The 19,018-nt window shown below is 70.6% G+C and carries 24 protein-coding genes and 1 riboswitch; of the genes, 13 read left to right on the forward strand and 11 right to left on the reverse strand.

Annotated elements, in window-relative coordinates:
- The first annotated feature begins 4 nt into the window (after nucleotides 1-4).
- On the forward strand, nucleotides 5-994 hold the full coding sequence (locus tag HLB44_RS01330; protein ID WP_173119822.1) for an isopenicillin N synthase family dioxygenase: 990 nt from the start codon (nucleotides 5-7) through the stop codon (nucleotides 992-994).
- Between the two features lie 18 nt (nucleotides 995-1,012).
- Entirely contained in the window at nucleotides 1,013-1,135 is a 123-nt protein-coding gene (locus tag HLB44_RS37710) for a hypothetical protein (protein WP_281375074.1), read from the forward strand.
- Here HLB44_RS37710 and HLB44_RS01335 read toward each other — a convergent pair.
- The 4 genes from HLB44_RS01335 to HLB44_RS01350 all read right to left on the reverse strand — a co-directional run bounded on the left by HLB44_RS01335 (nucleotide 1,132) and on the right by HLB44_RS01350 (nucleotide 5,748).
- A complete protein-coding gene (locus HLB44_RS01335; protein ID WP_173119824.1) occupies nucleotides 1,132-1,557 on the reverse strand; it encodes a PXPV repeat protein in 426 nt (141 codons plus the stop codon). The two genes, HLB44_RS37710 and HLB44_RS01335, sit on opposite strands and share 4 nt — an antisense overlap.
- 114 nt (nucleotides 1,558-1,671) lie before the next feature.
- Nucleotides 1,672-2,229, reverse strand: coding sequence for a TMEM165/GDT1 family protein (locus HLB44_RS01340; protein ID WP_173119826.1), 558 nt, complete (start codon nucleotides 2,227-2,229; stop codon nucleotides 1,672-1,674).
- Between the two features lie 14 nt (nucleotides 2,230-2,243).
- A riboswitch (yybP-ykoY riboswitch) is annotated at nucleotides 2,244-2,424 on the reverse strand.
- Between the two features lie 59 nt (nucleotides 2,425-2,483).
- A complete protein-coding gene (locus tag HLB44_RS01345; protein ID WP_173119828.1) occupies nucleotides 2,484-5,381 on the reverse strand; it encodes an adenosylcobalamin-dependent ribonucleoside-diphosphate reductase in 2,898 nt (965 codons plus the stop codon).
- A 7-nt stretch (nucleotides 5,382-5,388) separates the two neighbouring features.
- On the reverse strand, nucleotides 5,389-5,748 hold the full coding sequence (locus tag HLB44_RS01350; protein WP_173119830.1) for a cupin domain-containing protein: 360 nt from the start codon (nucleotides 5,746-5,748) through the stop codon (nucleotides 5,389-5,391).
- Between the two features lie 128 nt (nucleotides 5,749-5,876).
- Here HLB44_RS01350 and HLB44_RS01355 point away from each other — a divergent pair, with 128 nt between their 5' ends.
- Nucleotides 5,877-8,129 carry a protein-disulfide reductase DsbD family protein gene (locus HLB44_RS01355; RefSeq protein WP_173119832.1) on the forward strand — a complete coding sequence of 751 codons (2,253 nt, stop codon included), beginning with the start codon at nucleotides 5,877-5,879 and terminating at the stop codon, nucleotides 8,127-8,129.
- Nucleotides 8,126-8,743 carry a thioredoxin family protein gene (locus tag HLB44_RS01360; RefSeq protein WP_173119834.1) on the forward strand — a complete coding sequence of 206 codons (618 nt, stop codon included), beginning with the start codon at nucleotides 8,126-8,128 and terminating at the stop codon, nucleotides 8,741-8,743. Before HLB44_RS01355 ends, HLB44_RS01360 begins: the two co-directional genes overlap by 4 nt.
- Before the next feature lie 10 nt (nucleotides 8,744-8,753).
- Here HLB44_RS01360 and HLB44_RS01365 read toward each other — a convergent pair whose 3' ends face one another.
- From HLB44_RS01365 to crcB, 4 genes are all read right to left on the reverse strand, one after another.
- The gene (locus HLB44_RS01365) at nucleotides 8,754-10,067 is read right to left on the reverse strand and encodes an RNA polymerase sigma factor (RefSeq protein ID WP_173119836.1); all 1,314 of its coding nucleotides are present in this window, start codon (nucleotides 10,065-10,067) and stop codon (nucleotides 8,754-8,756) included.
- 12 nt (nucleotides 10,068-10,079) lie between these two features.
- Entirely contained in the window at nucleotides 10,080-10,496 is a 417-nt protein-coding gene (locus tag HLB44_RS01370; RefSeq protein ID WP_173119838.1) for a YciI family protein, read from the reverse strand.
- 122 nt (nucleotides 10,497-10,618) lie between these two features.
- Nucleotides 10,619-10,984 (reverse strand): YciI family protein, encoded by a 366-nt coding sequence (locus HLB44_RS01375; protein WP_173119840.1) that lies wholly within the window; start codon nucleotides 10,982-10,984, stop codon nucleotides 10,619-10,621.
- A 32-nt stretch (nucleotides 10,985-11,016) separates the two neighbouring features.
- Entirely contained in the window at nucleotides 11,017-11,406 is a 390-nt protein-coding gene (gene crcB / locus HLB44_RS01380) for a fluoride efflux transporter CrcB (RefSeq protein WP_173119842.1), read from the reverse strand.
- A 228-nt stretch (nucleotides 11,407-11,634) separates the two neighbouring features.
- Here crcB and HLB44_RS01385 point away from each other — a divergent pair, with 228 nt between their 5' ends.
- Nucleotides 11,635-12,675, forward strand: coding sequence for a tyrosine-type recombinase/integrase (locus HLB44_RS01385; protein ID WP_173119844.1), 1,041 nt, complete (start codon nucleotides 11,635-11,637; stop codon nucleotides 12,673-12,675).
- Nucleotides 12,676-12,749: 74 nt separating this feature from the next.
- On the opposite strand, the gene HLB44_RS01390 is transcribed toward HLB44_RS01385, so the two are convergent.
- Nucleotides 12,750-12,920, reverse strand: coding sequence for a hypothetical protein (locus tag HLB44_RS01390; RefSeq protein WP_173119846.1), 171 nt, complete (start codon nucleotides 12,918-12,920; stop codon nucleotides 12,750-12,752).
- A 142-nt stretch (nucleotides 12,921-13,062) separates the two neighbouring features.
- Here HLB44_RS01390 and ribD point away from each other — a divergent pair, with 142 nt between their 5' ends.
- The 3 genes from ribD to HLB44_RS01405 all read left to right on the forward strand — a co-directional run bounded on the left by ribD (nucleotide 13,063) and on the right by HLB44_RS01405 (nucleotide 15,102).
- On the forward strand, nucleotides 13,063-14,190 hold the full coding sequence (gene ribD, locus HLB44_RS01395) for a bifunctional diaminohydroxyphosphoribosylaminopyrimidine deaminase/5-amino-6-(5-phosphoribosylamino)uracil reductase RibD (RefSeq protein ID WP_246312003.1): 1,128 nt from the start codon (nucleotides 13,063-13,065) through the stop codon (nucleotides 14,188-14,190).
- A complete protein-coding gene (locus HLB44_RS01400) occupies nucleotides 14,187-14,387 on the forward strand; it encodes a heavy-metal-associated domain-containing protein (protein ID WP_173119848.1) in 201 nt (66 codons plus the stop codon). Before ribD ends, HLB44_RS01400 begins: the two co-directional genes overlap by 4 nt.
- 151 nt (nucleotides 14,388-14,538) lie before the next feature.
- Nucleotides 14,539-15,102 (forward strand): H-NS histone family protein, encoded by a 564-nt coding sequence (locus tag HLB44_RS01405; protein ID WP_173119850.1) that lies wholly within the window; start codon nucleotides 14,539-14,541, stop codon nucleotides 15,100-15,102.
- Nucleotides 15,103-15,128: 26 nt separating this feature from the next.
- Here the strand turns inward: HLB44_RS01405 and HLB44_RS01410 are convergent, their stop codons facing one another.
- Nucleotides 15,129-15,959 (reverse strand): helix-turn-helix domain-containing protein, encoded by an 831-nt coding sequence (locus HLB44_RS01410; RefSeq protein WP_173119852.1) that lies wholly within the window; start codon nucleotides 15,957-15,959, stop codon nucleotides 15,129-15,131.
- A gap of 101 nt (nucleotides 15,960-16,060) precedes the next feature.
- On the opposite strand from HLB44_RS01410, the gene HLB44_RS01415 reads away from it, so the two are divergent.
- Complete coding sequence (locus HLB44_RS01415; RefSeq protein ID WP_173119854.1) at nucleotides 16,061-16,483, forward strand: hypothetical protein; 423 nt, start codon at nucleotides 16,061-16,063, stop codon at nucleotides 16,481-16,483.
- A 37-nt stretch (nucleotides 16,484-16,520) separates the two neighbouring features.
- Nucleotides 16,521-16,766 carry a F0F1 ATP synthase subunit C gene (gene atpE / locus HLB44_RS01420; RefSeq protein ID WP_173119856.1) on the forward strand — a complete coding sequence of 82 codons (246 nt, stop codon included), beginning with the start codon at nucleotides 16,521-16,523 and terminating at the stop codon, nucleotides 16,764-16,766.
- Between the two features lie 3 nt (nucleotides 16,767-16,769).
- On the opposite strand, the gene HLB44_RS01425 is transcribed toward atpE, so the two are convergent.
- Nucleotides 16,770-17,507, reverse strand: coding sequence for an ArsR/SmtB family transcription factor (locus HLB44_RS01425; RefSeq protein WP_173119858.1), 738 nt, complete (start codon nucleotides 17,505-17,507; stop codon nucleotides 16,770-16,772).
- Nucleotides 17,508-17,615: 108 nt separating this feature from the next.
- On the opposite strand from HLB44_RS01425, the gene HLB44_RS01430 reads away from it, so the two are divergent.
- The 3 genes from HLB44_RS01430 (at nucleotide 17,616) to HLB44_RS01440 (ending at nucleotide 19,010) form a co-directional block, all read left to right on the forward strand.
- A complete protein-coding gene (locus tag HLB44_RS01430; RefSeq protein ID WP_173119860.1) occupies nucleotides 17,616-17,963 on the forward strand; it encodes an NIPSNAP family protein in 348 nt (115 codons plus the stop codon).
- On the forward strand, nucleotides 17,960-18,304 hold the full coding sequence (locus HLB44_RS01435; protein WP_173119861.1) for an antibiotic biosynthesis monooxygenase family protein: 345 nt from the start codon (nucleotides 17,960-17,962) through the stop codon (nucleotides 18,302-18,304). Before HLB44_RS01430 ends, HLB44_RS01435 begins: the two co-directional genes overlap by 4 nt.
- Nucleotides 18,305-18,389: 85 nt before the next feature.
- A complete protein-coding gene (locus tag HLB44_RS01440) occupies nucleotides 18,390-19,010 on the forward strand; it encodes a cation efflux transmembrane domain-containing protein (RefSeq protein WP_173119863.1) in 621 nt (206 codons plus the stop codon).
- Nucleotides 19,011-19,018 lie beyond the last annotated feature (8 nt).

Raw genomic sequence — 19,018 nt, forward strand, 5'->3', positions numbered from 1 at the left:
CCGCATGGACACGACGCTGCCGCTGATCGATCTGCGCGACCCGCCGGCCGAGAGCGCGCGGCGCATCGGCGAGGCCTGCCGCGCGCAGGGCTTCTTCTACCTCGTCGGCCATGGCTGCGACGAAGCGCGCGCGCAGCGGCTCGAGGCGCTGAGCCACCGCTTCTTCGCACTGCCCGAAGACGTCAAGCAGCGCTGGGCGATGGCGCAGGGCGGGCGCGCCTGGCGCGGCTGGTTCCCGCTCGGCGGCGAGCTGACCTCGGGCCGGCCGGACTGGAAGGAGGGTCTCTACCTCGGCACCGAACTGCCCGACGACGATCCGCGCGTGCTGGCCGGCCTGCCGCTGCACGGTCGCAACCTGCTGCCCGGCGACGACGTGCTGCCGGGCTTTCGCGACACGGTGCTCGAAACCATCGACGAGGTCAGCGCGCTCGGCCACCGCGTGATGGCCTTGATCGCGCGCTCGCTCGAACTGCCGGAGGACTATTTCCACACCCGCTACACCGCCGATCCGCTGGTGCTGTTCCGCATCTTCCTGTACCCGAGCCGGCCGGCGCCGGCGCAGCTGGACGTGCGCGACGGCGTCGGCGAGCACACCGACTACGGGCTGCTGACGCTGCTGCGGCAGGACGATGTCGGCGGGCTGCAAGTGCGCACCCCCAGCGGCTGGATCGAGGCGCCACCGCGGTCGGGCGCCTTCGTCTGCAACATCGGCGACATGCTCGACCGCATGACCGGCGGCCTGTACCACAGCACACCGCACCGCGTGCGGCTCAATGTGAGCGGCCGCGATCGCCTGTCGTTCCCGCTGTTCTTCGATCCGAACATGGCCGCACGCATCGAGCCGATCCGCAGCGCCGCGACCGACGACCCGACCACGCGCTGGGATGGCGCCAGCGTGCACGCCTTCGACGGCACCTACGGCGACTACGTGCTGGCCAAGGTCGGCAAGGTGTTCCCGCAGTTGAAGCAGGCGGTGCTCGAGCGTCCGAGGTGAAACGCCGGACGACGGGTCATGCACGGCAGCAGAAGCCGGCTGATCGTGCCCACAGCGGCAACCATGCCGGCGCATGCGACCGAAGGCGAGGTGGCGGTGATCCTGGGCGGCCTGCTCCCGATCATGGGCGGCAGCGCCTAGCGGCGGCCGCGCTCGTGCCAGTTCGGAATGCCGTCGCCATCGACATCGCGGTCATGGCGGTTGGGAACGCCGTCGCCGTCGATGTCCCAGCGCGGGTTGTACACGCGGTCGCGGTGGTTCGGAATGCCATCGCCGTCGCGATCCCAGTGTGTCGGCTCGCGGTAGTACCGATGATGACCGTGCGAGCGGCGATACGGGTCGCCGTACCACGGGCGATACGACGGCTCGTGGTAGACCAGCCGTGGCTGGACGTAGACGGGTGCCGGATACGCGTAGACCGGTGCCGGCACGGTGTAGACCGGCATCGGCGTGCCGATCGTCACCGACCAGCGCACATCGGCGTGACCGGCCCGGGCTACTCCGGTCCCCAGCACGCCCGCCACAGCCAGCGCGCCAGCGATGAACAGCTTGCTCTTGATCATGGATTCGTACTCCTGCTTTCGCGGCATTCGGATGCCCATGCCTGGCCAACGCCTGGCGCGGCGCGCCGTTCACCGGCGCTGCGGCAACGCTGTGTAAGCGGCGTGAGGCACGCGTCACAGGCCGAACAGAACGAGCACGCCGAATCCCGCAAACAGCGCGGCGGCGACATAGCGCATCGCGCCGAGCGGGACGCGATGTGCCAGGCGCTCGCCCAGCAGCACGGCAGGAACATTGGCCACCATCATGCCCAAGGTCGTGCCCAGGACGACCGCGCCCAGGCTCGGATATTGCGCGCCGAGCGCGATCGTCGCGAACTGTGTCTTGTCACCGATCTCGGCGATGAAGAACGCCACCGCCGAGGTCACGAACGGGCCGTGGCGGCTGCCCGAGGGCTGCACGCCGGGCTTGTCCGGAATCAGCGCCCAGCCGGCAAACGCGAGGAACGCGCTGGCGAGGACCCAGCGCATGACTTGCGGTCCAACGTGCGCGGCGACCCCATCGCCGAGCCATGCGGCCATGGCGTGATTGGCCAGCGTGGCCACCAGGATGCCGAGGATCAGCGCCGCCTGCCGGCCCTTGAACCGGGCGGCGAGCATGAACGAGAGCAATTGGGTCTTGTCGCCGATCTCGGCAAGCGCGACGAGGCTGAACGAAGCAAGCAGAGCTTCCACGAGGTGTGTCCGATGGGGCCGGCGAGCTGAGAACCGATGACCTCGCCGCCCAACGCCAGCCCCCGCTGGTGGACAACGAAGTCAAAGGTCTCGCCAAGCTGGTGCCGCCCGCGCCATGGTCTTGCGACCAAGTGTGTTGACGTCGGGCCCTCGCTGATGGAGGCGGCTACTCCCCTAAGACGGCGCGATTGTAGGAGGGGCCATGGCCCGCCGACTTGCGGTGGATCAAGTCGGAGACGTCCCGCGCCGCCGCCTCAGCCGCAACTGCCGACGTAGCCGCAGGCGGTGCAGAACTCGCAGCCGTCGCGGCGGATCAGCGCCGCATTGCCGCATTCGGGGCAGCGCTCGCCGCTCGATTCATCGGGGGTCGCATTGGCCAGCGCGGGGGTCGATTCGGGGGCCTGCAGGATGCCCATCGTGCGCAGCGGGAAGCCTTGTTCATCGAGCACGCCCAGCATCGCGTAGCGGTGGATGATCAGCCGCGCCAGGTAGGCCACCGTCGAGGGCCAGGTCTGCTGACGTTTCTCGCCCGGCACGAAGGCCATGAAGTGGCCGAGCGGCTCGGCATAGCTCAGCAGCTTGCGCAGCTTCATGCCGATCCATGCCGGATCGAGCACGCGCATGTCGAGCGACAGGATGCGTGCCAGGCCGTCGAGCGCTTTCGGGTAGTTGCCCGAGAAGGCGATCGCGCAGGGCCGCGTCACGCTGCCGAGCTCACCCGGCTGCGGCAGTAGCACTTCCTTGAGCATCAGCGTCAGCGCTTCGCCGCTGGCCGGGTTGTGCAGGTCGGCGACCCAGGCCAGCGTGCCGTCGGGGCCGGTCTGCGGTTCGTCGCGGCTGAACATCGCGTCGAGCACCGGCGTGGCGTCGTCCTGTGCGGACCACAGCCCGAGCTGCTCGCAGCGCCAGCGGATCACCGCCGCGGTGGCCGCGACGACGCCGGGAAAGCGCCGCGGCTCGCCGTGCGGCGGGAAGGGCATCTCGAAGTTGCGCTCCTCCTGCACCGTGGCCAGCGCGTCGAGCTTCAACCGGACCCAGGCCGCGTCCTTTGCGCGCAAGTCCATCGACAGCGTCTTGGCCAGCGCACCGAGCCCGCGCGGCTGCTCGGCGCCGTTGACCCACACCTCGAAGGGCCGCGCGCCGGCGCCGTCGTCGTGCTCGCCGACGAAGAGCGCGAATTCGCCGTACGGGTGGCGCAGCATGAAGCTCCACGACGGATTGCCGCCGGGGAAATCGGGCCGGCCCGGCCAGCGCAGCGAGGCCAGCACCGGCTGCGGCGCATGCGCGAGCGTCAGGCGCCGGTCGGCCGGCGCGGCTTCGGCGGCGGTCGCCGGCACGCTGACGGGCGTGCTCAGCACCGAGCCGAGCACCGGGTTCGGCCGGTAGGTCGCCAGGCCCTTCAACCCGGCCTGCCAGGCCTCGAAATACAGATGCTGGAAATCGGCATACGGATAGTCGACCGGCACGTTGACGGTCTTCGAGATCGCCGTGTCGATGCAGGGCGCGACCGCGGCGACCATCGCCAGGTGCTCGCGTGCGCTCAGCTGCAGCGCACTGACGAAAGCCTCGGTGAGCGGCGTGTCGGGTCCCTTCAGATGCCGGTACAGCCGCCACGCGGGGTCCTCGACCGCGATCTCGCGCCAACGGCCGTCGGCCTCGCGCTTGCGCCGCGTGTAGCGCCAGGCGTAGGCCGGCTCGATGCCGTTGCTCGCGTTGTCGGCGAAGGCCAGGCTGATCGTGCCGGTCGGTGCGATCGCCAGCAGGTGCGAATTGCGCAGGCCGTAGCGGCGGATGCGCTCCTTCAATGCCGCCGGCAGCCGCGACGCGAAGGTGCCGCGCGACAACAGCAGGTCGGCATTGAAGAGCGCGAAGGGCCCGCGCGCTTCAGCGAGCTCGATCGACGCTTCATAGGCGGCATCACGCAGCACCTCGGTGAGGCGCCGTGCCGCGGCGCGCGCGGCGTCGCTGCCGTAGTGCAGGTTCAGCATCACCAGCGCATCACCCAGCCCCGTGAAGCCGAGGCCGATGCGGCGCTTGCTGCGCGCTTCGTCGGCCTGCTGCGGCAGCGGCCAGTAGCTGACATCGAGCACGTTGTCGAGCATGCGCACGGCGGTCTGCGCCAGCTGCGCGAAGCCGGTTTCGTCGAAGGCGGCGTTCGGCTCGAACGGATCGCGCACGAAGCGCGTCAGGTCGATCGAGCCGAGGCAGCAGCAGCCGTAGGGGGGAAGCGGCTCTTCGGCGCACGGGTTGGTCGAGGCGATCGTCTCGCAATACGACAGGTTGTTGTCGACATTGATGCGGTCGAGGAACAGCACGCCGGGCTCGGCATGGTCGTAGGTCGACCGCATGATCTGGTCCCACAGCGCGCGCGCGGGCAGCCGCCGGTAGACCCACAGGCCGTCGTCGCGCTGCGCAGCACCCAAGGCGCGCTGCGCCGGACCGGGTTCGGCGCGGTGCACCAGCGCGACCTCGCGATCGTCCTGCACCGCCTGCATGAAGGCATCGGTCAGGCCGACGGAGATGTTGAAGTTCGCCAGGTCGCCGCGGTCCTTGGCGTGGATGAACTCCTCGATGTCCGGATGGTCGCAGCGCAGCACGCCCATCTGCGCGCCGCGCCGCGCGCCGGCCGATTCGACGGTCTCGCAGGAGCGGTCGAAGATGCGCATGTACGACACCGGCCCCGAGGCCTGCGACTGCATCGTGCGCACCCAGGCGCCGCGCGGCCGGATGCGCGAGAAGTCGTAGCCGACCCCGCCACCGCGCCGCATCGTCTCGGCGGCTTCGGCCAGCGCGGTGTAGATGCCGGGGTGGCCGTCGTCGTCGCCGGAGATCGCGTCGCCGACCGGTTGCACGAAGCAATTGATCAGCGTGGCCGTCAATTCTGTGCCGGCGGCGGAATTGATGCGCCCGGCCGGGATGAAGCCTGAGCGCAGCGCTTGCAGGAAGCGCGCGGCCCAGTCGGCGCGTTCGGCCGGTGCCTCGGCCTGGGCGAGCGCATCGGCGACGCGCCGGCGCACGTCGTCGATGCCGCGTTCATCGCCCTTGGCGTATTTCTCGCGCAACACCTCGTCGCTGATCGGCTGCGGCGGCAGCGGCGCTCCAGCGGGCGCGGCCGCCACGGCCGGCGCAATGACGCTGTCGCGGCGCGGCATGTTTCGGTCAGCCGGTCGACGAGGCGCTGCCCGGCGTGCCCGCCGGCAGCTGGATCGTCAGCAGCAGCGAGCTGTCCTGCTGCGCGCGCACCGAGTGCTGCACGTCGGCCGACAGCAGCAGCAGCTCGTCGGCGCGCAGCAGGCAGACGCGGCCGTCCATCGCGACCTCCACCTCGCCCTCGAGGCACAGCAGCGTCAGCTCGCCGCGCACCTGGTGCGGCGGCAGCGCCTCGCCGGCGCGCAGCACCAGCCGGATCAACTCGAGCGACTGCGTCTTCAGCAGCGCATGCGTGCTGGCCTGCCGCAGGTCGGCGCCCAGCGGCGCGATGGCAATCGGCTGGCCGGGTTTGGCATGGATCAGGGCCATCGTGGGTGGGCAGGAGCAATTCGGAAGCCCGTATCGTGCTCGGACGTCGGGCCGCGGCGCAATCCCCCGGTGCGCGTGGGGTTCTTCGGCCGGCGGCGGCGGCGGGCGGGGCTTAGAGTGCGATCCGCATGCAAAAAATTTCGTGGTGGCGATGGGCTGCGGCCCTGGGTGGGGCCTGCGGCATCGCCGCGGCATGCGCGCCGGCGTGGGCCGCCGACAGCGCGGTGGTGCGGACCGATCAGGTGCGCGCCGAATTGCTGGCCCATGCGCCGGAGGGCGTTGCGCCCGGCAAGCCGCTGATGCTCGGGCTGTTGATCGAGCACCAGCCGCATTGGCACACCTATTGGCGCAATCCCGGCGATTCGGGCTTGCCGACGACACTCACGTGGCAGCTGCCGGCGGGCCTGGCGGCGGGTGAGATCCAATGGCCGCGACCGCACCGGTTGCCGGTCGGACCGCTGGTCAATTACGGCTACGAAGGCCGGCTGCTGCTGCCGGTGCCGGTGCAGGTGACCCAGCCACCGGCCGGTGCGAACCTGACGATCGGATTGCGCGCCGACTGGCTGGTGTGCAAGGAAGTCTGCATTCCCGAGTCGGGCGAATTCCGGCTGCAGTTGCCGGCGCAGGCGGCTACCGCCGCGCATGGTGCGCTGTTCGAGGCCGCACGTGCCGCGCAGCCGCGGCCGCTGGCCAACGCGCGCGCCACCGCGCGGGTCGACGGCGCCGCGCTGGCGCTCCAGGTCGACGGGCTGCCGGCGGGTTGGCGCGGCCAGGCGGTCGAGTATTTCGCCGCCGATGCCGGCTTGATCGAACATGCCGGCCGCATCGAAGCGCGCTGGCAGGGCGAGCGGCTGCTGCTGCGCGTGCCGCTGTCGGCGCAGCGCAGCGCGAGTCCGGCGCTGCTCGATGCCGTGCTGGCGCGGCCCGGTGCGGCCGACGCGGTGCAGGTGGGCTTCCGCGTCGAGGGCGCGTGGCCGGCCCCGGGCGCCGCGCCGCAGGGGGCGGCCGCACCGGCGGTCGCGGCGCCTGGGACCGCGGCGTCGGAGCAGCCGGTGCCGGCGGATGAAGGGATGTCGCTCGCCCTGGCCTGGGTGCTCGCCTTTGCCGGTGGGCTGCTGCTGAATCTGATGCCTTGCGTGTTCCCGGTGCTATCGCTCAAAGTGCTCGGCTTCACGCACGACGTCGGCCAGCGCCGCGCGTTGCTGGCCGGCGGGCTGGCTTATTCGGCTGGCGTGATCACGTCCTTCGTCGGGCTGGCGGCGCTGCTGCTGATGCTGCGCGCCGCCGGGGCCGGGCTCGGCTGGGGCTTCCAGCTGCAGTCGCCCGCTTTCGTCGCCGGCCTGGCGCTGCTGTTCACGATGCTCGGGCTGAACCTGGCGGGCGTGTTCGAGTTCGGCAAGTTCGCGCCCGACAGCGTCTGCACGAAACGCGCGCGCCGGCCGCTCGTCGACCACGCGCTGACGGGCGTGCTGGCGGTGCTGATCGCTTCGCCGTGCACGGCGCCGTTCATGGGCGCAGCGCTCGGCGCGGCGCTGACGCAGCCGGCGGGCATCGCGCTCGGCCTGTTCGCGATGCTGGGCGCCGGCATGGCGGCGCCCTACCTTTTGATCGCTGCCTGGCCGCGCCTGACCGACTGGCTGCCGCGACCGGGGCCGTGGATGGCGCACTTCAAGGCGGCGATGGCCTTTCCGATGTTCGCCACCGTCGTCTGGCTGCTGTGGGTGATCGGCCAGCAGGTCGGCGTCGATGGCGCCGCGGCGCTGCTCGGCCTGCTGGTGCTGGTGGCGTTCGTCGCCTGGATCTTCTCGATCAGTCGCGGCGGCGCGCGGCGCTGGGCCTGGCGCGGTGGCGCGCTGGCGCTGCTGGTGGTGGCCGCGGGCTGGACCGCGCCGTGGCTGCTGCGCGATGAAGCGCAGCTGCAGGCCGCGGGCGCCAAGCTGCCCGCGGCGCTCAGTGCCGCCGCATGGCAGCCATGGAGCGCGCAGCGCGTGCGTGAAGCACAGGCGACCGGCCGGCCGGTCTTCGTCGATTTCACCGCCGCCTGGTGCGTCACCTGCCAGTTCAACAAGCGGGTCGTGCTGGCGCAGCGCGAGGTGATGGCCGACTTCGAGCGCAAGCGTGTGCTGCTGCTGCGCGCCGACTGGACGCGCAAGGACGCGCGCATCACCGCGGCACTGAATGAGCTGGGCCGCAGCGGCGTGCCGGTCTATGCGTTGTACGGACCGGGCGAAGCCGCGCCGCGGCTGTTGTCCGAAATGCTGTCGGTGGCCGAGGTGCGCGAGGCGATCGCCGCCTGGCCGTCGGCACCGGATTCGAAGCCGGCGGGCACGCCGGTCGCCACGGCGGCAGACGCCGGCACGTCATCAAGGAGCGAACAATGAAACGATGGATCACGGCGGTCGCCGTGGGCTTGGGCCTGGCGGGCAGCTCGGCGGCCATGGCGCAAGCCGCCGTCAACCAGCCCGCACCGGCCTTCAGCGTGCAGGACGCCACCGGCAAGACGGTCAAGCTGGCTGACTTCAAGGGCAAGTACGTGGTGCTCGAATGGGTCAACCCCGGCTGCCCGTTCGTGCAGAAGCACTACAACAGCGCCAACATGCCGGCGACGCAGAAGGATGCATTGGCGAAGGGGGCAGTGTGGCTCGCAGTGTCGTCGACCGCCAAGGAGGCCGGCGACTACCGGCCGCCGGCCGACCTGGCGGGCTGGCTGACATCGAAGTCCGCGGCGACGACGGCGACCCTGATGGACGATGACGGCAAGATCGGCCGCAGCTACGGCGCGCGCACGACGCCGCACATGTACGTGATCGATCCGCAGGGCAAGCTGGTCTACGCCGGCGCGATCGACAGCAAGCCGACCGCCAACCCGGCCGACATCAAGAGCGCGACGAACTACGTGCGCCAGGCGCTCGACGAAGTGTTCGCCGGCAAGCCGGTGTCGCAGCCGACGACGCAGGCCTACGGCTGCTCGATCAAGTACGCCAGCGCCGGCTGAGCGCGTCGCTTCAGTGGCGCGTGGCGGGCGTTGCGACAGCGGCGGCCGCCTGCAACGCGCGCTCATGCAGCAGCTCGCGTTCGCGCGCATTGAGCGCCAGCGCTGCGGCGCGTTCGAACTCGTGCTGCGCCTCGGCGGCGCGGCCGAGCTTCATCAGGAAGTCGCCGCGCACGCTCGGCAGCCAGTGGTACTGCGCCAGTGACGGTTCGTCGACCAGCGCGTCGACGAGCTCCAGTCCCGCCGCCGGCCCGAAGGCCATCGCCACCGCGACCGCGCGGTTGAGCTCGACCACCGGCGACGGCGCGAGCTGGGCCAGCGCGTCGTACAACGCCGCGATGCGCGGCCAGTCGGTCGCGTCGGCGGTGCGGGCACGCGCATGGCAGGCAGCGATCGAGGCCTGCAGCGCGTAGGGCCCCAGCGCTCCGGCGGCGGCCGCCAGCACTTCGGCGCGCTGCAGCGCCGCCAGCCCCCGTCGGATCAGCAGCGGGTCCCAGCGCGCGCGGTTCTGCTCCAGCAGCAGCACCGGCTTGCCGGTGGCATCGGTGCGCGCGGCGGCGCGCGACGACTGCAGCTCGAGTAACGCGCAAAGGCCGTGGACCTCGGGCTCGTTCGGTGCCAGGCCGCAGAGCACACGCGCCAGCCGCAGCGCCTCGTCGCACAAGGCCGGGCGCATCCAGTCGCTGCCGGCGGTCGCTGTGTAGCCCTCGTTGAAGATCAGGTACAGCACCTCGAGCACCGAGGCCAGCCGCGCCGCCAGCGATTCGTCGCGCGGCAGCTCGAAGGGCACTTTCGCGGCCGCCAGCGTGCGCTTGGCGCGCACGATGCGCTGCGCGATCGTCGGCTCCGGCACCAGGAAGGCGCGGGCGATCTCGTCGGTGGTCAGGCCGCCGAGCAGGCGCAGCGTCAACGCGGCGCGCGCTTCGGTCGACAGCACCGGGTGGCAGGCGGTGAAGATCAGCCGCAGCAGGTCGTCGCCGATGCGGTCGGCGCGCGCCGCGTCGAGGGCGTCGACGAAGTCCGGCACGATCAGCGCCTCCTGCGCCTCGAGGTCATGGCCGATCTCTTCATGCTTGCGCTCCTGAAGCTGGCGGTGGCGCAGGTGGTCGAGCGCGCGGCGTTTCGCGGTGGCCACCAGCCAGGCGCCCGGGTTGTCGGGCACGCCGGTCGCGGGCCAGTGCTCGAGGGCCGCAACCAGTGCGTCCTGCGCCAGCTCCTCGGCGACGCCCAGATCGCGCGTCATGCGCGCGACGACGGCGACGATCTTCGCGGCCTCGATGCGCCAGACGGCTTCGATCGCGCGGTGGGTCGGCTGGGACGAGACCATCGGCCGCGGGCTTTAGCTTCGGCCCACGCCCATTTCGCGGAAACGTTCGACCTCTTTGCTTTCGCCGAAGTCTTCCAGCTCGTACAACTGGCGCACTTCGATCTCGCAATCCGACGCACCGAACGGCGACGGAAAGCGGCGCGACCATTCGAGCGCTTCTTCGCGCGAGGCCACCTGGATGACCGTGTAGCCGGCGATCAGCTCCTTGGACTCGGCGAACGGGCCGTCGACCACCGTGCCCTTGCCGTGGTGGTAGCGGATGCGCCAGCCCTTGGCGCTCGGCTGCAGGCCGTTGGCATCGAGCAGCACGCCGGCCTGCACCAGTTGCTCGTGGTAGTCGGCCATCGCGGCCATCAGCGCCTCATCGGCGACCGGGCTGGTCTCGCTCTCGGATTCCGCGTTGGCGCGGACCATGATCATGAATCGCATCGTGTTTCTCCAACTGGCCTGGGATGGGCGGAGCGCCGCGGGTTTCAGCGGCTGCTGTTCACACGACGAACGACCACGCGTCCGATCGACACGCCATCACCTCGGTGGAAACCCTTGGCGCGTCAGAGCGAATCTTCGAAGCAGGCGCCGATGCGGCGCACTTCGACGCTGGCCCACTCGGCGGCCGGGCATTCGCGCGCCAGCGCCAGCGCCTCTTCCTGGGTATCGCAATTCAGCAGGAAGAAGCCGCCGATGATTTCCTTGGCCTCGGCGAACGGGCCGTCGAGCACGCGGGCGCGGCCCTCGCGTTTCTCGACGCGGCGGATCTGGTCGTCGATGCGCAGCGATTCGGTGGCCTGCAGCAGCCCGCGCCGCTTCAGGTCGCCAGCGAAGCCGGTCATGCGGTCCCAGGCCTCGCGGGCCTGGGTTTCGTTGCGTTGGCGGCGTTGGCCGGGCGGTTCGAGCACCAGCAGCATGTAGGCGGACATCGGAGAACTCCGGTTCGAGACCAGCGGGGATGTTAACGAGCCCCCATGCAGGCTCGCCCGAGCAGCAGCCCGAGGGCCGTCAGTGCCAGCGACCCGGCCAGATGGGTCGAGGCGGTCGCCAATGCCCAGGCGTGTTGCTGGCGCTCGATCAATCCGACCACCTCGGCCGAGAAGGTCGAGAAGGTCGTCAGGCCGCCGAGGAAACCGGTGACCGCGAAGAGGCGCCACTCGGGTGCCGTGAGGCCGCCGGGACCGAGGCAGGCCCCGGCGATGCCGATCAGCAGGCCGCCGACCAGATTGGCAGCCAGCGTGCCGAGCGGCAGCGTCGGCAGCAGCGGATTCAGCCACAGCGCGAGCACCCAGCGCAGGCAGGCGCCGAGGCCGGCACCGACAAAAACCACCATGAATCCGATGCCGCTCATCTGCCGTTCCCCGTTCACTCGCGCTTGGTCGCTGCGGCGGGCAGCCTAGCCGAATGCCGCCATCGTTCAAGAATGAACCAACGGCCGGCGGTTGGTGGTCAAGGCGGCATTCAGGGTTTCGGGATGGGAGTGGGATTGAGGTGGGTATGGCGGATGAGCGGTACGCAGGTGCTGGGAAGGGCGGGCGTGAAGTTGGTGGAAGTGGGTGGGTTGTGTAAGATCAAGCGCATGCCGTTGGTTCATTCTCAAACTGGTGACCTGTTCGAGCGCAGCGATTCGCCGCTGCCCGCCTTTCGCGATGGCTTCGAGCGCTGGCTGGCTCAGGCGCGCCATGCCGGCACGCTGGCGCGCGACTCGTCGGAAGAGGTCTACCGGCACCTGTGGTCGGTGCTGACGAAGTGGTGCGTGTCGCAGAACCCGCCGCTGCACCTGGAGACGCTGACCGCCGCCGACCTCGAGGCCTTCATCGCCTCGCGCTGCGGTGCGGAGGGGCCGGACCAGGAGCTGTCGCCGCGGTATGTCTGGCGCCTGCTGCACCTCGTCGACCGCGTGCTGAACCAGCGTGGCCGGCGGCTTGCGCGGCCGGCCAATCTGGCGGCCGCCGAGCTGCTCGACAGCCGGCCGGACTGGCGCTACGCAAATGCCAGCGATGCCGATCCCTTGCCCGAGCACCTGAACGCGGCCCAGGCGCGACAGTTGGTCGACCACCTGTCGCAGGCGCGGCCGCGGGCCGGCCAGCGGCCCGCGGTGCAGGGCTGGCAGGAGCTGCGCAACCGCTGCGCCGTCGCGCTGCAGCTCGGCGCCGGGCTCGGGCCGGGCGACGTGCGCGGGCTGACGCTGTCGTCGGTGGTGATCGCCGGCGGCCGCCGCAAGGACCTGCCGTGGAAGCTGCAGGTCGAGGCCACCGGCAGTGCGCCGGCGCATGAAGCGCCGATCGCCGCCTGGGCCGGCTTGCTGCTGCGGCATTGGCTCGAGGTGCGGGCGCACAACGGCATTGCCGGCGAGCAGCTCTTTCCGTCGACCAAGAGCGGCAAGCCCTGGGGCAAGGTGGCGCAGTACCAGGCCGTCAAGCAGGTGCTCGGCGCGGCGGGCTTCGACCACGACGTGGTGCGCGGCGGCTCGTTTCGCCTGCGCCACACTTTTGCGCTGCGGCAGCTGCGGCGCGGGCGATCGGTCGACGAAGTGGCGCGCTGGCTCGGCATCGTCGATGCCGCGTCAATGTCACGTTATCAGCGCGTGTTGTATGCGCCGGTCGACGACGTGATCTGACCGGCGCGGCCGGTCGACAAGGTGATCTGACCTGCGCGCACCCGGTCGCAACGCGCGATGACCGGCGAAGCCGGTCAGTGCACGATGCCGAGGCCGAATGCCAGCAGCACCGCCGAGCCGACGACCAGCAGCGCGCCGAGCAGGCGCAGCGCCGCGGAGCGGCGGCGGCGGAACAAATGCCGGTCGCTGGGCCAGAACAGCCCGCTGTTGCTGAATCGTCCGCTGGTGTCGAGTCGCCCGTCCATCGTCAGTCCATCTTACGCACGCGGCCTGCCGCGGTAACCCCTCGTTCGTGGCATTCGCCACGCGTGCCAGCGTGATTTGCGCACAACCCGTGCGACTGCTTTGTTGTCCCGCAAGCGACAGGCGCAGCGGCACAATCACCGCATGAATGTTTCAGGCAGCTTTTCGGCCAACGACGAACGTCATATGCGGCGCGCTTTGCAGCTCGCCGCCGAGGCCATCGGCCTGTCCGACCCGAATCCGCGCGTCGGCTGCGTGCTGGTCGGCGACGGCTGGGTCGCCGAAGGTCATACGCAGGCGGCCGGGCAGGCGCATGCCGAGGTGATGGCCCTGCGCATGGCGCGCGAGCGCGGCCACGCACTGGCCGGCGCGACGGCCTATGTCACGCTCGAACCCTGCGCGCACCATGGCCGCACACCGCCGTGCTGCGACGCGTTGATCGAGGCCGGCCTGCGGCGCGTCGTGGTTGCGTCCGGCGATCCGCATCCGCAAGTCGCCGGCGAGGGCCTGCGGCGCCTGCGCGCGGCGGGCATCGAGGTCCAGGTCGGGTTGCTCGGCGATGATTCGCGCGAGTTGAACATCGGCTTCCTGTCGCGCATCGAGCGCGGCCGGCCCTTCGTGCGCCTGAAGGTGGCGGGATCGATCGATGGCCGCAGCGCGCTCGACAACGGCGAAAGCCGTTGGATCACCGGCCCCGAAGCACGCGCCGACGGCCACCAGTGGCGCAAGCGCGCTGGCGCGGTGCTCAGCGGCATCGGCACGGTGCTCGCCGACGACCCGCGCCTGGACGTGCGTGACGTGCCCACCGTGCGCCAGCCGCTGCGCGTGATCGCCGATGCGCGCTTACAGACCCCGCCCGATGCGCGCCTGCTCGATCCGCCGGGCGAGGTGCTGATCGTCGCCGCGAGCGCCGAAGGCCCCGCCGCGCAAGCATTGCGCGCACGCGGCGCCGACGTGCGTGCATTCGCCAATGCGCAGGGCCGCATCGACCTGCCCGCGCTGATCCTGGCGCTGGGCGACCGCGGTATCAATGAATTGCATGTCGAAGCCGGGCCGCGGCTGAATGCCGCGCTGCTCGAAGCCGACCTGGTCGACGAATTGCTGATCTACCAGGCGCCGCTGCTGATCGGCCCGGGGCGTGCACTGGCGGCATTGCCCGCGCTCGCGCAGCTGGCCGACGCGCGGCGCTTCCATTTCATCGAGGCACTGTGCGTCGGTGCCGATCTGCGCCTGCGCGCGCGCCCCGTGCCCCGCTCGGAGACTGTTCGATGATTGTTTTCCAGGTCGACGACATGAGCTGCGCGCATTGCAGCGCGGCCATCACGCAGGCGGTCAAGGCAGTCGATGCCGATGCGCAACTGCGTATCGACCTCGATGCGCATCGCGTCGAAATCGACAGCCGCACGGCCAATGCCGGGCAATTCGACGCCGCGATTCGAGAAGCCGGCTATACCCCAAAGCCGGCCTGAAGCGATCGGCGCGGGCGGTTTATTTTCGGTTTCGAATTCAAATTGCCTTCGAATTGATGTAAAACCTCGCCCCAGGCATTTATGCCTGCGGCGATTGCAGTGCCTTTGCCGGCCCGCAATCGGGGTAGTCGATTAGAAGAGGGTGATCCCAATGAAGAAGGTTGAAACGTATGGCGCGGTTCTGGCCGAGATTGAGCGTTTGCAGCAGCGTGCTGCGAATCTGCGCAAATCCGAGCTCCCGGGCGTGATCGAGCGCATTCGCGATGCGATCGCCGCCTATGGGCTGACGGCCACCGATCTCGGTTTCGGCGGTGGGGCGACCTCCGCCGGCAAGGCCGCGGCGACGGCCGCGCCGAAGGCACCGCGCGCCAAGCGCGGCGCGCGCGTGGCCGCCCCTGCCAGCAAGGGCACGCTGACGGTCGGCGTCGCGAAGTACCGCGATCCGAAGTCCGGCAAGACCTGGACCGGCCGCGGCAAGCCGCCGCTGTGGATCGTCGGCGCCAAGGACCGCACGCCCTTCCTGATCGACGGCGCGGCAGCTGCCGCCCCCGCGGCCCCGGCAGCCGAGGCCGCCCCGGCCAAGAAGCGCGGCCCGAAGCCCGGCTTCAAGCGCGGCCGCAAGGCTGCCGCCGCGCCCGCTGGGCGCAAGCGCGCGGGCCGCAAGGCCGGAACGCCCGCCGAGTCGGGCGACCAGGCCACGCCGGCCGCGGCCTGACAGCGCTTCTCGCGCAGCCCGGGGCTTCAGCGCTCGGCTGAAGTCCCGTGCGCGCGCAGCAAGGCCTCGCTGGCTTCGTCGGCGGGGTAGAAGAGCTCGACGCACAGCTCTTCGAGCGTCACGTCGCGCGGCGTGCCGAAGGTCGTCAGCGTCGTGAACAGCGACAGGCGGCCGAAGGGCATCTGCATCACGCAGGGCACCAGCAGCGGCGGCGCGGCCGCCGCGGTCTGGCGCTCGGCCGCCTCGCGCAGCGGCGCGACGTTCGGATACGCCAGCACCTCGGCCTCGAGCTCCATCAGCGCGCGATCGCCGGTGACCTGTACCGCCCGGCGCAAGGCGTCGAGCAGGTAGGTGCCCCAGTCGGCGAAATTCAGCGTGAAGGCCGCCATGCCTTCGGGATGCAGGCTGGCCCGAAAAACGTTCAGGTGCGGTGTCATCAGCCACGGCGGCAGCAGCGTCACCAGCGCCTTCGCCGCGCCATTGGCCATCACGACATTCCATTGCCGGTCGAGCACCACACCCGGATAGGGATGGTGCGCATCGAGCAGCCGCTGCAGTGCGGCGCGCACCGGCGCCATGCTCTCCGATTGCCACTCGCGCTCGGCAAAACGCGGCGCATAACCGCCCGCCAGCAACAACCGGTTGCGTTCGCGCAGCGGCAATTCCAGCTGCTGCGCCAGCGCCATCAGCACCTGCGCGCTGGGCCGCGAGCGGCCGGTCTCGATGAAGCTCAGGTGGCGCGCCGAAATACCGACGTCCAGCGCCAGGTCGAGCTGGCTGCGCCGCCGCTGCGAGCGCCATTGGCGCAAGAGCGGGCCGAGGGTGGGTTGCCCGGAGGCGTGCTGTCGATCCTGCATCGGGCCGCACGATAGCACCGCACTACCTCCGACGTAATCGCCAAGCGCGCGCGCGCTCGCGACACTGGCGTCAATCCCTCAACGACCCCAGGAGTTTCGCGATGAGAACCATTCATCCGTCCCCGCTGCTGAAGTTCGCGCTGCTGCTCGACGCGGCTGGATCCGGCGCGATGGCGCTGCTGCAGTTGGCCGCATCCTCTGCCTTGACCGATGCCCTGCAGCTGCCGCGGATGCTGCTCGTCGAGAGTGGCCTCTTCATGGCCGGCTACGCCGTGCTGCTGGTCGTGCTGGCGCGCAGCGCCCGGGTCTGGTCGGCGCTGATCGGCGTCATCGCCATCGGCAACGTCGGCTGGGCGCTCGGCTGCGCGGCGCTGTGGGCCACCGGCGCAGTGACGCCGACGGGCTGGGGCCTGGGTTTCCTGGCCGTGCACGCCGCCAGCGTGCTGCTCTTCGCGACCCTGCAAGGGCTGGGCTTGCGCGCCTCGCGTGTCGCGGACCGCGCGCCGCTGGCCACCGCGCACTGAGCACTCGCCACGACAAACGGATTCTGAAAGAGACACCATGAACACCGGCATCGACCTGCTCCCGCTGGCCGTCGCACTGCTGATCGGCATCCCGGCCTTCGGCTCCTGCCTCGGCATCGGCCTGGCGACGATGAAGTTCCTCGAGAGCTCCGCGCGCCAGCCCGAATTGATCCCGACGCTGCAGACCAAGTACTTCCTGGCGGTCGGCGTCACCGACGGCGCCTTCATCATTGCCACCGGCATCGGGCTGTGGTTCGCGATCGCCAACCCGTTCGCCCGTTGACGCTCACTTGAAGCGCCAGGGCGGCGGCTGATCCACCAGCCGCCGCCAGCGTTCGGCGCCAATCCACGGCTGCAGCGCGGCCGCGCCGGGGGGCGTCAGCAGCAAGGCGCGCGAATCGGCCTGCCGCCGCAACCAGCCGCGCTGCAGGCACTGGTCGAGGATCAGCGCGCCGAGCCGGCCGCCGACATGCGGCCGGCGTTCGCCCCAATCCAGGCACGGGCGGCAGCCGGGGCGGCGGCTGGCGGCGTCCAGCGCATCGGCCGCGAAACCCAGGCGTTGCAGCGCGGCCGGCAGCCGCTCGGTCAGGCGACCGCTGTCGTCGTCGAAGACGATCGCGCCGTCGGCCTGCAGCGTCTCGGCGATGGCCGTGCTCAGGCTGCCCGCGAGGTGGTCGTAGCAGCTGCGGGCGAAGCGCAGCGCAGCGTCCTTCGGGCCGGTGGCCAGCCGGCTGGTCGGAACGGGCGCATGGCGGGCGGCGAGCTGCATGATGCCTTCGAGCACCTGCGCGACCTCGCGCGAGGCGAGCCGGTGATAACGATGGCGGCCCTGGCGCGCCAGCTGCAGGAGCCCCGCGTCGACCAGCAGTGCGAGGTGCCGGCTGGCGGTGGGCGCGGTCACCTGCGCGGCGTTCGCGAGCTCCAGCGCGGTCAATGCACGGCCATCCATCAGCGCCAGCAGCATGGCGGTGCGCGCCGGCTCGCCGACCAGCTGCGCGATGCGGGCAATGTCGTTGGTATTCATGCGCTCACCTTAGCAGCGCCCGGGATCACGACACTTCGCCCTGCAACGAAGCATCGAGCGGCCGTTCGCGGCGACGATGCGGGCTCCCGCAACGCACCGAGCACCTCCATGAGCATCACCGTCTTCATCCGCTACCAGATCGACCCGTTCCAGCGCGAGGCCTTCGCCGCCTATGCCGAGCGCTGGGGCCGCATCATCCCGCGCTGCGGCGGCCACCTGCTCGGCTACTTCCTGCCCAGCGAAGGCACCAACGACATCGCCTGGGGGCTGATCGGCTTCCCGAGCCTCGCCGACTACGAAGCCTACCGCCGCCGCCTGAAGACCGACCCCGAGGGCCGCGCGAATTTCGAGACCGCGCAGCGCGAGCGCTTCATCCTGCGCGAGGAGCGCACGTTCACCGAGCTGGTCGAAGGCACCTTCAACGGCCTGCCGCAAGCCATCGAGGCCGCACGATGATCGCGGTGATCTTCGAGGTGATTCCGCAGGAAGGCCACCTGCAGACCTACCTGGACGCCGCGGCCGCGCTGCGCCCGGCACTCGAAGCGATCGATGGCTTCATCTCGGTCGAGCGTTTCCAGAGCCTGACCCATCCTGACAAGCTGCTGTCGCTGTCGTTCTGGCGCGACGAGGCCGCCGTCGCGCAATGGCGCAATCTCGAAGCGCATCGCCGCACGCAGCAACTCGGGCGCGAAGTCGCGTTCGCCGACTACCGGCTGCGCGTCGCGCATGTGCTGCGCGACTACGGGCTGCGTGAACGGGACGAGGCGCCGGCCGATTCGCGCGCACGCCACGCGTAGCCATCCTCGCCCCTGCGCTTGACTCCGTAGCCGCTTCAGGCTTTTCAATCGCGGCATCGAACCAGATCACGGATGGAGATGCCCGATGGGACAAGCCTGTTGCCACCATGAAACCCCGCATGCGCCGCGCGGCCCGTGCGCACGCTACCGGCGTGTGCTGTGGATTGCGCTGGCGGTCAATGCCGCGATGTTCGCGATCGAGATCGCCGGCGGCCTGCAGTCGGCCTCGGTGTCGCTGCTCGCCGACGCGGTGGACTTCTTCGGCGACGCGGTCAACTACGGCCTGTCGCTGGCGGTGCTCGGTCTGGGCTTCGCCTGGCGCGCGCGGGCCGCGTTGTTCAAGGGCTGGACCATGGGCTTGTACGGTGCGGCCGTGCTCGTGCACGCGCTGTGGAGCGCCGCCACCGGCCGCGTGCCCGACCCGCTGACGATGGGCCTGATCGGCGCATTGGCGCTGACGGCCAATGTGAGCGTCGCGCTGCTGCTCTACCGCTTCCGCGACGGCGACGCGAACATGCGCTCGGTGTGGCTGTGCACGCGCAACGACGCGATCGGCAACCTCGCGGTGCTGGCCGCCGCGGCCGGCGTCTTCGGCACCGGCACGCGCTGGCCGGATCTGGCCGTCGCGGCGACGATGGCGGTGCTGGCGCTGACAGCCGCGTTCAGCGTCGTGCGGCAGGCGCGCGGCGAATTGGCCGCAGCCTGAGCTGACAC

The sequence above is a fragment of the Pseudaquabacterium terrae genome (assembly GCF_013266755.1).
GTDB lineage: Bacteria > Pseudomonadota > Gammaproteobacteria > Burkholderiales > Burkholderiaceae_C > Pseudaquabacterium > Pseudaquabacterium terrae.